Consider the following 17,764-nt stretch of genomic DNA (forward strand, 5'->3'; position numbering starts at 1 on the left):
GGTTGTGCCCCCAGAAGGAAACTTCTGGGGGCACAATGAACGGACGACGTTGTCCGTGAGGTTTATTTCTGTCCCTTGACGAATCCCTCGGCAAGAGCAAACGTGGGCAGGAGACCCGCTTCTGCTGCCTCGTTTAGGCCGGGAGCGTCCCTGTCCTTATCGGACAGGATGGGGCTGATCGGATTGCCGTGACGGTCCTCTGTCGGCCATTCAATCCCAATGGTCTTGCACAGCGGATTGATGCCGTGCTCACGGGTGGGGGAATAGGTTGTCGAGCACAGGTAGGTGGCGACAGAGTCCTCCTCGAGGGAGATGAAGGCGTGACCGAGGCCCTCGGAGATAAAGATCGCGTTCCGGTCCACATCATCCAGGAGAACAGCATCCCACTGGCCGAACGTCGGCGAACCGGTACGAATGTCGATCACGATGTCGAGGATTGCGCCCTTCGTGCAGAACACGTACTTGGCCTGGGACGGGGGAACATCGGCGAAGTGAATGCCGCGGATCGTTCCGGCGGACGACACGGAGGTGTTGACTTGGGCGACCTCGAGGGAGCGTCCGGTTGCCTCAACAAACTTGGGCTGCTGAAACGCTTCCAGAAAAGTTCCCCGATTGTCTTGGAACTGTCGGGGAATGATGCGCCAGGCGCCGCTAATCTTTAAAGGCTGAATATCCACACGAGACTCCCGAAGTTGGTTTCATTGTTGGACTCCACAGTAGCACTTGGCGAGAATTGTTGGTCCAGCAAGATAGGCTTACACCATGTTCGTCAAACGAAAGGAACGCCGATGAGGTGGATGGTAGTCGGCGCGAAAGGCATGCTCGGAACCGACCTGGTGTCGAAGCTGGTTGATGCGGGACACGATGTCATGGCAGTGGATCGACTCGAAGTTGATATCACCAACCAAGCGTCGGTTGAGCACACGATTGAAAACGTTGATGTTGTTGTCAACGTCGCGGCCTACACGGCCGTCGACGAGGCAGAAGAGAACGAAACCGATGCGTTTCTCGTCAACGCTGTCGGACCGCAACACCTGGCACGCAGGTGCAAGAAGATCGGCGCGCGCTTCGTCCACATCTCGACCGACTACGTGTTTGATGGGTCGAATTCCTCGCCCTACAGTGAGGACGGTCCCGTGAACCCAGCGGGTGCCTACGGCCGCACGAAGGCTGCTGGTGAGTGGGCCGTTCGTGCCAACACGGATGACTACATCATTGTGCGCACCGCATGGCTCTACGGCGCGCACGGCAGATGCTTCCCGAAGACCATGGCTGCGCTCTCAGATAAGCACGAAACGCTGTCCGTAGTGACGGATGAAGTCGGTCAACCCACCTGGACAGCTGACCTTGCGGACCTGATCCTGCGCCTTGTTGTCGCCGAGGTCCCGTCCGGCACCTACCACGGCACCTCATCTGGTCGCACCAACTGGCACAGCTTCACCAAGGCCATCATGACCTCGCTCGGTAAGGATCCCGAGATGGTTCACGAAACCACGGCTGCTGCCTTCAACCGTCCCGCACCCCGCCCATCCTTCTCCGTGCTTGGCCACAACCAGCTGGTCGCGGTGGGAGTGGAACCGATCGGCAACTGGCTCGAACGCTGGAACGAAGCAGCTGACTCCGTCCTAGCCGAGTACTAGCAAGGTTGTAGGACTAGTTCTTTATCGGACTCGTACGTAAAGAGGAGGTGCACCCTGTGGGTGCACCTCCTCTTTGCTTCTCAGACTGTGCGGAACTACTTGCCCTGTTCGATGAGAGAAAGCAGGTACTCGCCATAGCCGGACTTGATGAGGGGCTGTGCACGCTCGGCTAGCTCGTCGTCGCTCAGGAAGCCCATGCGCCATGCCACCTCTTCGGGAGCCCCCACCTTGAGACCCTGGCGGGCCTCAACTGTGCGAACAAAGCTCGTCGCATCGGCAAGGGAGTCGAACGTGCCCGTGTCGAGCCAGGCGGCACCACGGGGAAGTACCTCGACGGACAGCTTGCCTTTCCTCAGGTAGTGGGCGTTCACGTCCGTGATCTCGTATTCTCCACGTGCGGAGGGCTTGAGATTCTTCGCGATCTCGACAACGTCATTGTCATAGAAGTAGAGGCCGGGAACGGCATAGTTTGATTTCGGGTTCTTCGGCTTTTCTTCGATGGAGAGGGCCTTGAAGTTCTCATCAAATTCGACAACCCCGTAGCGTTCGGGATCGTGCACGTGGTAGGCAAAGACGGCGCCACCATCGGGGTCGACGTGACGGCGGAGCTTGGTTCCCATGCCGGGGCCGTAGAAGATGTTGTCACCAAGGACGAGTGCGGCCGATTCCTGGCCAACAAAGTCCGCGCCGAGAACGAAGGCCTGTGCGAGGCCGTTCGGCACTTCCTGGACCGTGTAGGACAGGTTGACGCCCAGCTGTGAGCCATCCCCAAGAAGACGGTGGAACGACTCGGCATCATGCGGAGTGGTGATGATGAGAATGTCTTGGATGCCCGCGAGCATGAGGGTCGACATCGGGTAGTAGATCATTGGCTTGTCGTAGACCGGGACCAGCTGCTTTGACACTCCCAGGGTGATGGGGTGGAGCCGGGTGCCGGAACCGCCGGCCAGGATAATGCCACGCATGGCGAACCTTCCGTGAGGGGACTTCTTTCGCCCATTATTGCCTGAATTTGATTCTGGTGCATGGCCGCCGTTCCGATACTGGCCATGCCATGAAGGAATTCTCGAATGACTGGTAGACGGAAATTACCAGTGTCCAAACGGCAGGCCGTAAGGACACTGGTAACCCGTGGATCGGTTTAGTTGATGCGCGTGGCACCCTCTGTTGTGGCGGCCTGGGCCTCGGTCGCCTCATCGGCTATGACGAGGGCTTGACCGGACAGTATGGCACTCATGAATGTGCGGAGTAGGGTGCCGGGATCGGGGTTGACAAGAAGGATGCGAGGATCCTGGACACCGATGCTGCTCGTGAAAGTGTCCGCGTTGGATTCTTCGTGATTCAACTCGTCGAGAAGGACATCCGCCTGAGCAAGAACTTCAGCATTGCCATCCGTCACTCCCGCAGGAAGCTCTCCGCGCCAGGAGAGATCGAAGGCTCCGAGTGAGACGGCGATGATCTCGTCACCGCTCGCTTCTTTAGGGGTGGCGGTAATGATCGTGTCGCCTTCTTCGAAGCTCACGTGGGCACCTGCGAGGAAGCCGCCCAAGCCCCAGGTCAGCAAGCGCCAGTGGACGGGCAAATCAAGTCGGAGGGGCGAGCCCTGGTCGATCATGAGGTCATCGGCAAGGTAATTCGCGGCCTTTGCGGCATGGTTGGCGATGACCGTGCCGGAGAGTTCGAGGCGTGGGGCTCTCGCAGCGCTGCCGTAGAGGGTGAGGGCGGGCCTGGAGCCGCGCGAGACGAGTGTGCGGTAAGTGGCAAGTGCGTTCATAGTCCGAGCGCTTTCCTGCCGGTAGACATGCAGACTTCGGATGGTCCAGCAACGAACGTGCCACCCTCCCAGGACGGTGTGGTGAGCTGACCGCCGGTGTAGCCCTCATAGAATCCGCCTGCCTGGCGGATGATGTGGATGCCAGCCGCAACATCCCACGCGTTCACCCCGTGGGAGAACGATGCTACGGCACGACCATCGGCCACATAGCAGAGGTCCAGGGCCGTGGATCCAGTGCGCCTCATTGAACGGAACTGGACTCCAGTCTCCCGCCACCTTTCGAAATCTTCGGGGTTGGGGGAGGAGCTGATCTTGGGGAACTCTGTCGCGCACAGTCCATCGGACGGCACCGCGTTCTCATCCACCTTCAAGACCCTTGTGGGCTGATCGGGTTCGTCAAGGTAAGCACCCTCCTCATCGGCCGACCAGATCCTGCCGTTGAGGGGCTGGGAGATGCTCGAGGCAACGTGCTTGCCATTTCTTGTGGCTGCGATGGAGATGCACCAGTGGTCCCATCCGGAGGCGAAGTTGGAGGTGCCGTCAATCGGGTCAACGATCCACACCAAGTCTTCGGGGGACGGCTCCCCAGCCTCACCGGAGGCGCTCGACCAGCCGCCCTCTTCACCCAGCACAAGAGAGGCAGGGAAGACAGCAAAGACGGCTTCCTTAATCTTGATCTCTGTTGCGCGGTCGTGCTTGGTCACAACATCGTGGAAGCTGGTTTTGGTGTCGATGGTGCCAACGTCCCTGCTAGCGGCCCTGAGGTCGGGTCCGAGCGCGGTCATGAGGTTAACGAGAAACTGGCGGATCGAAGTGGAAGTCATGTCAGTCACCCCTCCACTCTGACACGCCGGGGCGCAACACGCCAATGACGGGAGTGAAGAGAATCCAACTTCGAAGCGACTTTTATGGCGTGTCTTCCCAACATCTGGGGCCTTCCTCGGGTTAACGTGTCCTTTTCACCTTGACTATTGGGTCTTACACGGATGTAATTTACTCAGTGACCGAATTAGTGAGGGGGTTCGATCAGATGTGGAATCTGACCGGAGACCAGGCGCCGCAACGGCGTCAAGAGAACCGAGGTGCGACAGTTTCGCACCTACCAACCGCTAGCAACTCGTTGTTCCATAGCCTGTGGGGCCTTGGATACGAAGAGGGTGAGCTGGGTTGGTTGGACCGTGCCCTATGCGCAGAAACCGATCCCGATATTTTCTTCCCCGAGAAGGGCGGCTCCACCGCCCCCGCCACAAGCGTGTGCCAGAATTGTGAAGTTCGCGGAGAGTGCCTTGAATACGCACTTGAGAACGACATTAGGCACGGCATTTGGGGAGGCATGTCCGACAATGACAGGCGAAGGGCTTCACGCCAGCGCAGGCGGGCCGCAGGAGAGCGGTAATTATCGGTGAACGCTAACCAAGCGGCCGGCGGCATCCACGCGATTGTCGTCGGCCGTTCCATGTCGGAATACCTACCCCGCACACTCCATGCGGTCGCACGCGGAACTGTCGTTCCTGACACCGTGACCGTTGTGGTGCTGGGAGACGACGAACCAGATACGTCCATGCTCGACAGCGCCAGCATTCGCACCACGGTCGTACGGTCGGATGCTGAAGCAACGGGAGCGGCCTACGAGGCCGGCCTGGGCGAGAATGATGCGAAATGGACGTGGTTGCTCCACGCCGATTCGTCCCCCGAGGAAACGTGTTTGGCTGAGCTTCACCGCACCGGTGAGGCTTCCCGTGCCGTGGCGGCACTTGGGCCCAAGCAGGTGGGATGGGACGATCCGACCGAACTCCTTGAGGTCGGTATTCGCGCCACTCGTTCTGGCAGGCGTGTTCCCGAACTCGATCCGGGTGAAAAGGACCAGGGCCAGTTCGATACTCGTGACGACGTGCTCGCGGTTGGTACCGCCGGCATGCTCATCCGCACCGCAGCCCTCAAGGATGCAGGTGGGTTCGATCCCGTTCTGGGACCCTTTGGTGATGGCCTTGAGCTGTCCCGTCGCCTGCGAGCAGCGGGACACCGCGTTGTCGTTGTTCCGAGCGCGGTTATCCGGCACGCACGCGAATCTTTCTCCGATACCCCCGTATCCTTTGGTCGGCGCAGGGGAACCCAGATCTACACGGCAGTCCAGCGCGCACCGCTCGTACTCGCCCCCTTCCTCTACCTCTGGTACCTCATCCTCGCCCCCATCCGAGGCCTTGTCCGGCTCCTCCTCAAGGACACGGTCAGGGCCCGCGGTGAACTCCGTGGCGGCGCCATGTTCTTGCGCAGAACGGGTGCCCTCATCCAGGCACGGAAGCGCCTTGCCGCGGCAACCGTTACTCGCTCGTACCGGGCTCTTGAAGCCACCCACCGCGACGTGGTGGATGGTCGGGGTGACATTCGCAAGGCGGAGCGGGAGGCTCAGCGCCTGCGGCAACTGCCACCGGCCCACAAGCGCAAGGAAGCCGCGGACTATCGGGCACGGACTCGGTCCGCAGGATTCCTCCTCGCACTCCTCACTCTTGTCACCGGTGTCGTTGCTTTCCTTCCGAACCTGTCGGCCTTCGGCCTGACCGGGGGCGGGCTCCTTCCCGACCGGTCGAATGCCGGTGACCTCATGCGACTTGCTACGCAGTCGTGGATGCCGGAGGGAGATGGAAGCCCCGGCTACCTTGAACCGATCTGGATCCTCGCGATTCCCTTTGTTTACGTTGCAGGATTCTTTGGCAGCACACTCACCGAGGTCGTTTTCCTCTTCTTCCTGCTGGCACCGATGCTGGCCGGGATTGCAGCATTCCGCGCGAGCGGCATCGTTGCAACCTCGCCCACGGTCAGGTTCTTCGCCGGTGCCGTGTGGGCCCTCGCCCCGCCGCTCCTGTCATCACTGTCCGCGGGCCAGGCGGGCGGGGTCCTCTTCCACGTGGTGGCACCGCTCGTCGTGCTGAGCGTTGTGCGCTTTGCTCAGACCCCGCGCTCCTCCCACCTGGGCTCGGCAGCCTGGTGGGTCCTCGTAGCCGGTGCCGCCTACCCGGCAGCTCTCCTCCTCATCGCCGCACTCTCCGTCATTCTTGCGATTGCGCAGCGCCGTGCGGGCTGGCTGTGGCTGCCGATTCCCGGAATCTCACTCGCAGGACCTGCCCTGTGGTTTGCCTTGAAGGACATGCCAGGCTCACTGTTCTGGCTCCCCGGCGCCACGATGGCGTGGGAGCAGACCGATCGTGAGCTCGTGGTGGCGGGATGGCCGCTGGGTGTCAATCAGCACCCGCCTATCCTTATCGCCACCGCGCTCATCCTGCTTGCGGCACTCGCCAGCCTGCTGCGCACCCGCCGAGCCGGCGCCGTCCGAGCCGGCTGGATGCTTGCCGGCGTTGGTGGGTTGCTTGTCGCCATCGCACTGACCCAGTCCGTCGGTGTGGACCTACGGACCTTCGAGACCGCGATCGCCTGGCCCTGCCCGGGGCTCACGCTCATGTGGCTGGGTCTCATGATGGCGATCACCGGGGGCGCGCACGCAATCCGCACAGACCTGAGCCAGAGCTCCCTGTCGTTCAAGCAGGTCCTCGCCGGCATCTGCGCCCTCGGTGTGGTGGCAATGCCCATTGTGGCGGGAGCCACCTGGCTGACGATGATCCACACGGGAGATGACAGGCACCTGATTGCCGATGCGCCATCAACCTCAACGCCGGCACTGTCCCAGAAGAACGCATCCGACCCGGAACGGGGGAGGACCCTCGTCATTGTCCCCAGTCCCGAGGGGATTGTTGTGGACCTGTGGCGAGGCAACGGACAGCAGCTGTCAACGCAGTCCCACACGATGACGGACGGGGAAGCTCTCGGACAGATCATGACGCGCCTCGGTGAAGACGACTTCGCGCAGCTCGCAGCCGAGCACGCCATCACCGTCATCCTCATTCCCGCGGGCTCCGAAGATTCCGAAGACCTCGCTCAAACACTCGACGCAACCGACTCGGTGACCCGGGTGACAACCTCCGAGATTGGCACCTTCTGGCGAGTCGATGTGCCCTCGGGCAGGGTCATGAACAATGACACCGTGCTCCCCTCAGGTGTCATCGAAGCCGAAGTTGAGGCTGAGCCCGGCACGCTCTACCTCGCCGAACGCGACGACCCGCGCTGGGTCGCAACCCAGAACGGGGAAGAGCTCGAACGAGTAGAAGATCCGTGGCGAGCAGCCTGGGAGGTGACCGAAGCCGGTGAGGTCACGATCTCGCACGACGGTGGCTTCGCAAATACCTGGGTCATCCTGCTCCGACTGATCCTGCTGGTCGGAAACGTCACCGTGAGTTTGCCGTGGAGGGCCCGATGAACAAGACACGAATCGCAACCGGGGTGCTCGCGTTCGCGGTGGGTGCCTCCGGTCTCGTACTCGCATACATCGGCCCTGAAGCCGATGTCACCCAGCCAGTACCGGACACGGTCGAGGGCTCGGCGCGCGCTGTCTCGCTCGCCTGCCCACCCGATTTTGAGAAGACCATGGGGGAGATGACAGCGGGAATCGGTGGTGAAGACTCCGATACTTTGCTGCGCACGCGTGTCGCCATCGTCTCCGGAGGCGACGCCACCCTCGACGGCACTTTGATCAAGGAAGGTGACGGGGAGGTCCGGACCTTCTTCGAAGGCGGAGCCTATCCCGGTGAACTTCGAGTTGAGCCGGGCGAGACGCCCGCTCTCGCCTCCGGTGCGAGCCAGCGGATCCAGGAGAGCGGGGAACTTGCTGGCATGGCGATCACCCCCTGCCTCACCCCGGAACGCACCCAGTACCTCGTGGGCGGTTCCACCTCAGCATCGTCATCCGCTCAGCTGGTCCTGACAAATGTGACCGGCAGTCCCGCCACGGTCTCGGTGGAGATCCACACCTCCACGGGCACGGCTGAGCCCAGTATCCTGTCGAGCACGACCGTGGACGCCTACTCGTCAGAAGTTCTCCTTGTCGAGGCCGGTGTAAGGGATCCAAGGCTCGCCCTGGAAATCACCTCCAGCGGCGGCGATATTGCCGCCCAGCTCCTCACCCACGAGGTTGATGGGATCGTCGGTGCCGGCATGGAGGCGGTCAATCCCGGTACGGAACCATCCGAGCAGGTTGTGATCCCGGGAGCAAACCTGTCGGGCGAAGAAGGTGTGACGTTGCGAGTTGCGAACCCCAATACGGAGTCGGCCACCATCTCCATCGCCTCCATTACCTCCGAGGGTAAAGAACCGGTTCCCGGTTCCGAGGACGTCACTCTCGCCCCGGGCACCGTTCTTGACCTGTCGATGAATGGCCTGGCCGGCGACTGGTCGGCACTGAGGGTCGACAGCGATCAGCCGGTGCTCGCCGGAGCTCGAGTCGATGCCGAGGGTGACTACGCGTGGCTGCCATCCACACGTGCCGTGACAAATGGTGCGGTCACCATTCCCGAATCACAGTCGCAGCTCACCCTCTATTCGGAGAGCGATGCGTCTGCGACAGTGACGTTCTATTCCCGCCAAGGTGACGTGGTCGATTCGAGCACGATCGACTTAGCTCCCATCGCGACCATCACCGCCCCGGAGGATGCTTCGCACGCGGTCGTGGAATCGGACGGCGTTCATGTTGGTGTCCTCTCCACCGCGGAGATCGATTCCGTACAGGGGATTGCGGGCCAGACTCTGACCCCGGCCCCGGCAGGTTCAGCCGACCTCACGCTCCAGGTCAACAACTAGCCCGCCCGCGCAACGCAAGCAGCTAGGAGGCCCGGCTAACCCCTGTGATGGGATAAGCCGGGCCTCCTAGGCTTTATGAAGTTTCTACTTTTTGTTCAGGACTCAACGTCCTGCGCTTGTCTGCCGAGCGGCGGCTCTGTCAGTGGTTGTGGTAGTCGATTTCTTCGGGGAATCTGCCGAGGAAGTTGGCGAGCTGCTGGGTAACAACCGCGTGCACGAGGAGTGAGAGGGCACCCCTGGTGGGGGCGATGTGTTCCATCGGTCTGCGGTAGAACACAATGCGACCTTCGACACCGGTGGACTTGTCCATGGGGAAGAACCTGGCCTGGGGGACACCGTCCTCCCAGGGGGTTGGATCGGACTCGGGTACGTCGAGCACACCGTAGTCGAGACGGTCAACGTCGGGGCCGAGATGACGGCGGTACATCGCCACTTCCATCGACACGATGTCGTCGAATCGTTCGGCCCTCGTGCGCCACGCCGGCATGGTGGGTGGCATGATGGGGCCGCGAAGTCCGCGCCCGTGACGGTCGCGCCTGCGGACGTTTTTCGGCTTGGGAAACGAATCGAACGGATTGGTGCTCACCCGACCAGCCTACAGCCCGTGCTACCGTTAGTAGCTGTGGTTAGGCAATGCTCAAGGACACGGTGCAACGAACGTGCGGTCGTCACCATGACATACGACTATGGTGAGGCAACCGCCGTTGTGGGCCCCCTGTCACCCGTCGCACAAAAGGGTGCGCTTGATCTTTGTGAAGAACATGCCCAGTCGGTCACGGTTCCGCGCGGCTGGTCCATGGTCCGTCTCGTCACTGAATACGAGCCGGCCCCGCCCTCGGATAATGATCTGATGGCATTGGCGGATGCGATCAAGGAAGCCAGCAAGCGCCGCGCCCCCGAACCCAAGCCAGCGAAACGTGAAGTACGCCGGCAATCGGATGTGCCCGGCCAGGTCGGACCCAGCCTACGGATCGTACCCAACCCGGGAGGAAACAATGAGTGAGTGGATCGAGCAGGCGTTGCGCTGCCCCAAGACCGGCACCCCGCTTTCGCGGCAGGGCGACCACTACGTGTCGTCCTCGACGCCCGCATGGAAGTACCGCATCGAAAACGATGTGCCGATCCTCCTCCCCACGGAAGCCGAACAGGCCTAACACCCATACGCTCCCAGGCCGCGCAATCTAGCGGACGCTGTAGGGGAGAGTGGAGAGCTTTTCCTCCGTCTGGAACTGGCGGGCAAGCCGCGCGCTTTCAGCCTGGTAGTCGATCGCTTCCCTCATGGCCAACACCGTTTGGATGAATGCTTCGGGGTGCGTACCGCGCGGTGCGGGTGGTGCGACATAGGGTTCGAGACCGGCTGCGAGATCCCGCCCCCGTTCGGTCCGTGTCTCCGGTGTCATATGCTTCGTGGTCCGCAAGAAGTCGCGGGCAGCGATCGAGAGGGGCCCGGGAATCGACTGGGTGGTTGCCGTCCGTGACCAGCGTTCCAGGCTGTGATCGATTGCGTGCGGTTCGGGGCCGCGGAAGTTCTTAGGCCACCGCACGACGATCGTGCCAGCAAGAAGATCCCCCGGTCGCTGTCCCTGCTCGGTGAGGAGCATGGAGATCGTTCCGAGCGCACCGAAGGTTAGATGAATATCGAATAGGCCTGCCAGGGCGCGGGTCATGGCGTGACGCAAACCGATCACGCCACCGTCGTAACGCACCGTCCGCGACCGGGTGATGAACCGACCAAGAGAACTGCCCCGGGTGGCGTATTGGACGATGAAGGGGAGGAAGACCGCCCAGATAATGATGCCGACTGAAATGTAGGTGAAGACCTGGGCGAAGTTATCGGGTTCCCAAACGCGTAGGGAACAGTAGACAAAAATTCCGGCCAGAATCGTATACAGCCCATAGTCGATGACCGCGGAAATGATCCTGGTCCCAAGGGTCACCGTGGGGAGGACAAGACCAACACCCTCACCGGTGACAATATCGTTTGAGGTTGCGACAACGGTCTTGCCCACCTGCTGATAGCGGCCCTCGGGATCCTCGGCTTTCATACCCCAAGAGTAGCTTCCCCGGGCACGTCACGTGCCCGTCAGCACTCCCCAACGCAAACTAGCCCGAGAAGGCTGGTCCCCATGCGTATCTCTCACCAGCCGTGCCACACTGGTGCCTATGGATGCTCACGCCTTCGCCCTCGCACACAGACCCGAATGGGATCGCCTGCGCGAGCTGTCGAAGCGCCGCACCCTTTCCGGCCCGGAAGCCGATGAGTTCATCCGTCTCTACCAGCGCACCGCCACCCACCTGGCAACGATCAGAACAAAAAGCCCAGACCCGACCCTCGTTCTCGGGGTCTCCCAGGTTCTTTCCTCGGCACGCGCCCGGATTACGGTGTCGAACATGATGACCAGGCACACCGTTGCCAGGTTCTTCCGCGTCACCCTCCCACTCTCCTTTTACCGGGTGCGGTGGTGGACCGTGGGCGTCATGGTCGCCTTCCTTCTCATCTCGATCACAACCGGGATCTACACGGCCACCAACCCGCAAGTCCTCGCCCAGCTCGGCTCCGAACAGCAACTCCAGCACTACGCCGACGAGGCGTTTGCCGCCTACTATTCCGAATATCCGTCGGCAGATTTCGCCGGCCAAGTCTGGTCCAACAACGCTCGGATCGCACTCCAGTCCATTGCTGGCGGCATCACCGGTGTCGTCCCCGCCATCGTCCTCTACCAGAACGCGGCAGCCATCGGGTCTTCCGCCGCCATCATGTACGAGCACGGCGGACTGGACGTATTCTTCAAACTCATCCTGCCGCACGGCATGCTCGAACTCACCGCCATCTTCATCGCCGCCGGTGCCGGACTATCGCTCTTCTGGGCACTCGTATCCCCGGGGCCGAGGAGTCGCATGCAGGCACTGGCAGAGGAGGGCCGCATCACCGTCATCGTTGCCTGCGGTCTCGTTCTCGTTCTTGCGGTTGCCGGAATCATCGAAGGATTTGTCACTCCCTCGTCCCTCCATTGGATCACCAAGATTCTCATCGGAGCAGTGGCTCTCGCGCTCTACTGGGTTTATACCCTGTGGGGTGGCAGGTGGGCTCTTATGAAGGGCTACATCGCGGACCTTGAGGAAGATGAAGCGGGCTACGTCCTATCCGTAACGGCCTAGGAAAGAACCAAGAACAGGAAAACCAATTGCGCTAGTGAGCTGGCAGTTTGTCCAGATCTTTATGCTTTCACGTAGGACTGCGCCACCGCACCACTGCAATATCGTGGAGTTGATGGAGTCGCTCCCGTTGCACAAGCGGGCAGACATCACTACCCACTACCATCCTCTCCGGAAACCTGTGGTTAGAGCCTGCCGGCTTCCTTGAGGTCAAGGTAAGCGTCAGCAACCTTTGCAGGTAGCTGCTCAGGTGAAGCAAACACGACGACGGCACCAAGGCGCGCAACATGATTCGCGACGGCCCGCTCCTCGAGGATTGTGCGATGGGCGGCTGCGGCCTCGAAGGCGCTCGCGGCTGTCCCATCCGTCTCCGTCATCTCACGGAGTCTCGGGTCCGTGGCGACCGCAATCAAGACCGTGTGGCGCCTCATGAGCGGGATCGCTTCGAGGAGCCCGCCGGGGATGACTCCCGAATCGAGTGCCGTGGTGATGACGATGAGGGACTTGGCGGTCACGGTGTGCCGGATCTGGGCCGCGACACCGAGCCAGTCGGTCTGGGTCAACGATGGCTGTACATCGGCGAGTGCCCCGGCGATCTGGTGCATGTTTGATCGGCGCGAGGGGTCGATGCGGAGCTGCAGGGCCTCGTCGTGCGCGAGCACGTGGAGGCGGTCTCCGGAGCGCTCCGCTAGTGCCGCGAGCAGAAGCGTGGTTTCGATGGAGGAGTCGATGCGCGGCTGGTCACCGATGCGGATGGAGGAGGAACGACCGCAGTCCAGGACCGAGACGATTCTGCGGTCCCGTTCGGGACGCCACGACTTCACGAGGGTTTCACCGCGGCGGGCCGTGGACCGCCAGTCAATCGACCGCACGTCATCGCCCCGCACGTATTCGCGGAGCGAATCGAACTCGGTTCCCTCACCGGAAACCAGGAGAAGGCTACGCCCCTCCATCTCCCGCAACCGCGACACCCGGCTCGGAATGAAGCGGCGGGCAGTGAAGGCCGGCATGACGGTCACATGAGCATCGTCGTTGCGTGAGCGTTGCTTGCCGGCAAGCCCAAGGATGCCGTTCGTCCGCACCGTTATCGGCCCCGCATGAATCGTGCCGCGCCTCGATGGTGAGACAACGGTTGTGATTACGGTCGTGGATCCCGGGCCTAGGGAGATCGGAAAGATTGCCGGGGCGACCTTGACCGAGGGCGGCCACCCGTTACGCACCGAACCCCGGATGGTTCTGGTCCCGGTATTAGATACGGTGATGTCGGTTGTTTCTGTCGTTCCTAGCCTCAACTTGATGACGGGACGGGTGATGGTGACATCGTTCGGATTCCCTGCGGTTAGCCAGTCCACTCCGCACAGCACCGCCACCCCCGCAATAACAAGCAGCGGCCAGAGCGCACCCTCGCTGAACAGGCCCGCGGGAATTGCAAGAAAGGCGAGGATGACGGAACGGAACGTGAAGAACATTATCTGGGAACCGGGACCTGGGTGAGAACGGTATCGATGAGCCTGGAGGCGGTGAGCCCATCAAGCTCAGCCTCGGGCCGCAGGCTCACCCTGTGGGTGAGTGCCTGCACGGCAAGGGACTTCACGTCATCGGGCGTGCAATAGTCGCGTCCCGAGAGCCAGGCCCACGCCTGAGCCGTCCGGAGCAGAGCGGTTCCACCGCGGGGTGAGACTCCGATCTCGACGGAGGGGGCGGTGCGGGTGGCCCGCACGAGGTCGACGATGTAGGCCTGGATGGCGGGATGAACCTCGACGGACCGGACTTCCTTCCGTGCCGCGATGATCTCGTTGCTCCCCGCCACGGCATTGATGTTTGCTGTCGAGAGGTCGTTGGGGTCAAAGTTTCCTGCGTGGCGGGCGAGAACCTCGAGTTCCGCATTCCGTTCCGGCAGGGGCATATTGATCTTGAGGAGGAAACGATCGAGCTGTGCTTCCGGAAGCGGATAGGTGCCCTCGTATTCGACCGGGTTCTGGGTGGCGATCACCATGAACGGATCGGGGAGGGGCTTTGACTCGCCGTCAATCGTCACCCGGTGCTCCGCCATTGCTTCCAAAAGCGCTGCCTGTGTCTTGGGAGGAGTCCTGTTAATCTCGTCAGCGAGCAGAAGCTCCGTAAAGACGGGGCCGGGACGGAACGAGAACTCACCCGTTGAGGACTGGTAGATGAGGGAGCCGGTCAGGTCGCCGGGCATGAGGTCCGGTGTGAACTGGATGCGCTTGTTGTCGAGAGCGAGGCTGGCCGACAGGGACCGGACAAGCAGTGTTTTTGCGGTTCCAGGCACACCCTCAAGGAGCACGTGCCCGTCGGCAAGCAAACCAACGAGCAGGCCCGCGAGAACGGACTCTTGACCAACAACGGCCTTCCGCACCTCGCCTGCGATCCGCGCGAAGGTCTGCTGGGACTGGCTCGCACCCGGACCCGGCGTCGGCAGGGTGAGGGGCGGCTGGAATGACGGGCTAGTCATGGGTGAGCTCCTTCGTGAGCTGGTTGAGGCGGTGGGACAGGGTGGTCAGGTCGCGTTCGGAAGCCGGGGGAGGCCCGTACAGGAGATCGGCGATCTCGTTCCGATCCCAACCCGTGGCGGTCACGAACTGATTAATCACGTGCTCGGGTGATGCGCTCGGAAAAAGACCGAGCCGTCCCGATGTGGTGTGAATGGTGCCGGCACGGAGTGCAGCACCAGCATGGCCGTAGTTGGCTCCCCGTTCGTACAGCCGTGCCCGCCCGCGTGCTGTCTCGGCCCCGGGAACCGCGACGGGAAGCTCCTCGGGGATAAGCGGACCGGCGGGGCGGCGGACGAAGAATCCGTACCAGAGTGCCACGGCAGCGAAGCCAATGAGTGCGCCGGTGAGCGCGGGCGGGACCGCGGGGAGCGGCTCGTCAGATTCTGGGATCGGGATGAGCCAGGTTAGGTTCTTTGTCTGTCCCGCGGCCCGAATGGAGACCGCGGCATTGTGCGCGCGGTCCAGGTATGCGTTGGTGAACAGTTCGGGGGAAGCAAAGTAGGAAACATTGTCTTCGACGACGAGGTGGTAGCCCGAACCGGTTGGGAAACAGCCCGGCTTATCAATGCCGCGTGAAACGCCCTCGATCCCGTCAAGATCGGACATCCAGGGGACGGAACATTCAGGCCGGATCCCGGCAGAGGACGAGTTGGGTGTGGCATCAATGTAGCTACCATCAAGCCAGTCACTCGCGTCCTCACCATCGGCAGACACAATGACGAGGGGCCTACCGGAAGTTTTGAGCTGCTCTCGCTCGTAGTGGGTGAGATGGTTCGCGGGATCCCAGACGAGAATCGTGCCATCCTGGCTCAGCGCCTCGTCGCTGGTGTGGACGAGAGCGATCGAGGCGCCGTGATCGCGCAAGATATTCCCCAATGCACCTGCACCGCTCGGCGAGACCGAGTCTGGATGCATGTCATCGATGTTGTGGCGCTGATTGAGAGAGGAAATCGACAGGGCGAGAACAACGATGATGATGATCATGATGGTGCCTGCAAGGATCCGGTACCAGGTGGGGCGCTTGCGAGTCTGCGTAGCGAACTTCGGGTCGAGACTCATGCCGCCACCCTTGCTCGTGAGCACCGCTCGTAGAGCCCGGCCACCATGTCAGCATCGGCCGCCGTTGCACTGCCGCCACCGTAGATGACGGAGTCGAAGATGATGGCGGCGGGATGTAGTGGCAGGCCCGTGGTGGCACTTCCCTGGTGGGCGGCCTCGCGGGCTGTCATTCCCGGCGTTGCGAGGATGAGTCCGTCCCGGTCGAGGATGCGGATGCAGGCCCGGTAGTAATCCGCGCACGCCGCAGCGAAGTTACCTGCCCGGTGAGCGTTTTTCGCGTCTCGTTCAAGAGCAGAAAGTTCTCTCGTGTCGTCAAGGATCTGGATGGGGCCGGTCCGGATGCGTTTACTGCCGGGGCGGAGTCTGCCGTAGAAAATGATGAAGCCAACGATGACGATGAGGGCGATGATGATGGCGATTGAACCAAACGAGGTGGCATCAACGGACAGCTCAATGTTGAATCGTGACAGTTGCTCGATGAGCCACAGGCCGATCCTGTCGAGGACTCCCATCCCACCCTGGGAGTAGCGATCGTTCGACAGCTCCTTGATTGCCCACTCGCGTGCCTCATCCCCATCGGGGTGAAGGAACTGGGCGGCGAGGATGGTCCACACGGTCGAGAAGCTTCCTGGTTGGTTACGAGTTACGTACCTGGTGGTGGAAGTTCTCCCTCTCCATTCGCAAATTCACGTAAATGACGTTCGAAACCGCCTGAGCAAACGCGATGAGGACGGAGGAGATGAGGGTGGAGGTCACCGAATAGGTGATGTCGGCGAGCGGAGTTGCTGTGAAGATGGCGTTGATGAGAGAAGCAACGATCGTCAGCACGATCGAGAGTACGAACATGAAGATGAACGTGACGACGAAGGTGACGAAGATCGTGCCGGCGCGACCCTTTGTTAGCTGGAAGGAGCGGAGGACGGCGTCGATGGGGCCGCGTTGCTCTGCAACGAGAGCGGGCACTACACAGCAGACCCGGATGGCAAGGTAGATGCCGCCGAAGAAGAGTGCGAGGAAGACGAAGAACATGACGGTGTCACCCAGGGGGCTGAGGATCGGGAACAGAGCGAACCCGAAGAACGCCATGACCGCGATGAAGCAGACCGTGTAGAGGAAGTAGGCAACGGCAAGCCTGCCCGAGTCACCAATGGACATGCTGAGCGCGCGCCCGATCGAGATTTTCCGGCCATAGACCGCGCTCATCGCACCGTTGACCGCGGTTGTGTAGATCATGAGGCTGGCAATGAAGGACAGGAGGGAAACGACGAGAATGGAGACGATGAAGGATGTGGGGATGGTGCCGTAGTCAGTCTCGAGCGGGTTGAAGTAGACCAGGAAATTGTCGGTATTGAATAGGATCAGGACCCCGGCTGATAGGAGCCCGACGACGAGGTAAACGATGATGGGCAGGACAACGAAGACAGCGGGGTTGAATCGGATGAGCCGAATCGCGGCATCGATCTGTTCCATGGGAGTGAGCGGATGCAGTGGGAAGGGGGAGCCGTTCGATCCCGTGTAGGGGCTACGCGGCTGCCCGTAATCACCGGAGGCCGTGCCGAACTGGCCGTAGCCGAAACTATTCTCGTTGCCTCCCCACTGAGAGTCGGACTCGTCTTGAAAGTAGCCGAATGTGCGACCCTGTTCCGGGGACTGGTCGAATGGATCGCTCTGTCTGCTCGACCCGTCATCAGCAGAACCGTCCCAGGCTGAACCGGTGTTGTTAAACAGCGGCTTCCAGGAGTCCTGATCTCCACTACGGTGATCTGAATCGTTCTGGTCATCGCTGGGCCGCCAGCGTTCGTTATCATTCGACATTTAATTGCTCCCACATTGTCGGACACTTCCATCACATCTTGGCACAGCTCACAGGTCGGTGGGCAGTGTGGCTCGCATCGGGAAGTAATACCCACAGCCATGAAAAGAAAGGGGGATTCAAA

18 protein-coding genes are annotated in these 17,764 nt (G+C 61.4%); 7 read left to right on the forward strand and 11 right to left on the reverse strand.

The annotated features are described in order from the left end of the window. Positions 1–62: 62 nt before the first annotated feature. A complete protein-coding gene (locus tag BN1241_RS08645; protein ID WP_054953214.1) occupies positions 63–677 on the reverse strand; it encodes a dTDP-4-dehydrorhamnose 3,5-epimerase family protein in 615 nt (204 codons plus the stop codon). A 111-nt stretch (positions 678–788) separates the two neighbouring features. Here BN1241_RS08645 and rfbD point away from each other — a divergent pair, with 111 nt between their 5' ends. Continuing rightward, entirely contained in the window at positions 789–1,640 is an 852-nt protein-coding gene (gene rfbD / locus BN1241_RS08650; RefSeq protein WP_054953215.1) for a dTDP-4-dehydrorhamnose reductase, read from the forward strand. Positions 1,641–1,735: 95 nt separating this feature from the next. Here rfbD and rfbA read toward each other — a convergent pair whose 3' ends face one another. The 3 genes from rfbA to BN1241_RS08665 all read right to left on the reverse strand — a co-directional run bounded on the left by rfbA (position 1,736) and on the right by BN1241_RS08665 (position 4,238). Continuing rightward, the gene (gene rfbA, locus BN1241_RS08655; protein WP_054953216.1) at positions 1,736–2,605 is read right to left on the reverse strand and encodes a glucose-1-phosphate thymidylyltransferase RfbA; all 870 of its coding nucleotides are present in this window, start codon (positions 2,603–2,605) and stop codon (positions 1,736–1,738) included. Positions 2,606–2,781: 176 nt separating this feature from the next. Further along, entirely contained in the window at positions 2,782–3,414 is a 633-nt protein-coding gene (locus tag BN1241_RS08660) for a TIGR03089 family protein (protein ID WP_054953217.1), read from the reverse strand. Further along, positions 3,411–4,238: an inositol monophosphatase family protein gene (locus BN1241_RS08665; protein WP_054953218.1), complete on the reverse strand. Its 828-nt coding sequence runs from the start codon at positions 4,236–4,238 to the stop codon at positions 3,411–3,413. The genes BN1241_RS08660 and BN1241_RS08665 overlap by 4 nt, the downstream gene beginning before the upstream one ends. Before the next feature lie 206 nt (positions 4,239–4,444). Between BN1241_RS08665 and BN1241_RS08670 the strand changes: the two genes are divergently transcribed. The 3 genes from BN1241_RS08670 to BN1241_RS08680 are packed head-to-tail and all read left to right on the forward strand — an operon-like array spanning position 4,445 to position 9,099. Continuing rightward, entirely contained in the window at positions 4,445–4,810 is a 366-nt protein-coding gene (locus tag BN1241_RS08670) for a WhiB family transcriptional regulator (RefSeq protein ID WP_054953863.1), read from the forward strand. Positions 4,811–4,816: 6 nt separating this feature from the next. Continuing rightward, positions 4,817–7,723, forward strand: a complete 2,907-nt coding sequence (locus BN1241_RS08675) for a glycosyltransferase family 2 protein (protein ID WP_054953219.1) — start codon at positions 4,817–4,819, stop codon at positions 7,721–7,723. Then, entirely contained in the window at positions 7,720–9,099 is a 1,380-nt protein-coding gene (locus BN1241_RS08680; protein WP_054953220.1) for a DUF5719 family protein, read from the forward strand. Before BN1241_RS08675 ends, BN1241_RS08680 begins: the two co-directional genes overlap by 4 nt. A 139-nt stretch (positions 9,100–9,238) precedes the next feature. On the opposite strand, the gene BN1241_RS08685 is transcribed toward BN1241_RS08680, so the two are convergent. Beyond that, positions 9,239–9,685, reverse strand: a complete 447-nt coding sequence (locus BN1241_RS08685) for a metallopeptidase family protein (protein ID WP_054953221.1) — start codon at positions 9,683–9,685, stop codon at positions 9,239–9,241. Between the two features lie 36 nt (positions 9,686–9,721). Here BN1241_RS08685 and BN1241_RS08690 point away from each other — a divergent pair, with 36 nt between their 5' ends. Both BN1241_RS08690 and BN1241_RS13010 read left to right on the forward strand, forming a co-directional pair. After that, positions 9,722–10,102 carry a DUF3499 domain-containing protein gene (locus BN1241_RS08690; protein WP_261795473.1) on the forward strand — a complete coding sequence of 127 codons (381 nt, stop codon included), beginning with the start codon at positions 9,722–9,724 and terminating at the stop codon, positions 10,100–10,102. After that, positions 10,095–10,253: a Trm112 family protein gene (locus BN1241_RS13010; protein WP_187117621.1), complete on the forward strand. Its 159-nt coding sequence runs from the start codon at positions 10,095–10,097 to the stop codon at positions 10,251–10,253. Before BN1241_RS08690 ends, BN1241_RS13010 begins: the two co-directional genes overlap by 8 nt. 27 nt (positions 10,254–10,280) lie before the next feature. Here the strand turns inward: BN1241_RS13010 and BN1241_RS08695 are convergent, their stop codons facing one another. Next, positions 10,281–11,144, reverse strand: coding sequence for an RDD family protein (locus tag BN1241_RS08695; protein WP_054953223.1), 864 nt, complete (start codon positions 11,142–11,144; stop codon positions 10,281–10,283). 118 nt (positions 11,145–11,262) lie between these two features. Here BN1241_RS08695 and BN1241_RS08700 point away from each other — a divergent pair, with 118 nt between their 5' ends. Further along, positions 11,263–12,258: a stage II sporulation protein M gene (locus BN1241_RS08700; protein ID WP_054953224.1), complete on the forward strand. Its 996-nt coding sequence runs from the start codon at positions 11,263–11,265 to the stop codon at positions 12,256–12,258. Between the two features lie 182 nt (positions 12,259–12,440). Here the strand turns inward: BN1241_RS08700 and BN1241_RS08705 are convergent, their stop codons facing one another. Genes BN1241_RS08705 through BN1241_RS08725 form a run of 5 tightly spaced genes read right to left on the reverse strand, consistent with a single transcriptional unit; the run spans position 12,441 to position 17,642 of the window. Next, positions 12,441–13,724, reverse strand: a complete 1,284-nt coding sequence (locus BN1241_RS08705; protein ID WP_054953225.1) for a DUF58 domain-containing protein — start codon at positions 13,722–13,724, stop codon at positions 12,441–12,443. Beyond that, a complete protein-coding gene (locus tag BN1241_RS08710) occupies positions 13,724–14,728 on the reverse strand; it encodes an AAA family ATPase (protein ID WP_054953226.1) in 1,005 nt (334 codons plus the stop codon). Before BN1241_RS08710 ends, BN1241_RS08705 begins: the two co-directional genes overlap by 1 nt. Continuing rightward, positions 14,721–15,827, reverse strand: a complete 1,107-nt coding sequence (locus tag BN1241_RS08715) for a DUF4350 domain-containing protein (protein WP_147599369.1) — start codon at positions 15,825–15,827, stop codon at positions 14,721–14,723. The genes BN1241_RS08710 and BN1241_RS08715 overlap by 8 nt, the downstream gene beginning before the upstream one ends. After that, entirely contained in the window at positions 15,824–16,441 is a 618-nt protein-coding gene (locus tag BN1241_RS08720; protein ID WP_054953228.1) for a DUF4129 domain-containing protein, read from the reverse strand. Before BN1241_RS08720 ends, BN1241_RS08715 begins: the two co-directional genes overlap by 4 nt. Before the next feature lie 22 nt (positions 16,442–16,463). Continuing rightward, a complete protein-coding gene (locus BN1241_RS08725; RefSeq protein WP_054953229.1) occupies positions 16,464–17,642 on the reverse strand; it encodes a glycerophosphoryl diester phosphodiesterase membrane domain-containing protein in 1,179 nt (392 codons plus the stop codon). Between the last annotated feature and the right edge of the window lie 122 nt (positions 17,643–17,764).

Origin of the sequence: Flaviflexus massiliensis (assembly GCF_001375495.1) — a bacterium.
Taxonomy (GTDB): Bacteria; Actinomycetota; Actinomycetes; order Actinomycetales; family Actinomycetaceae; genus Flaviflexus; species Flaviflexus massiliensis.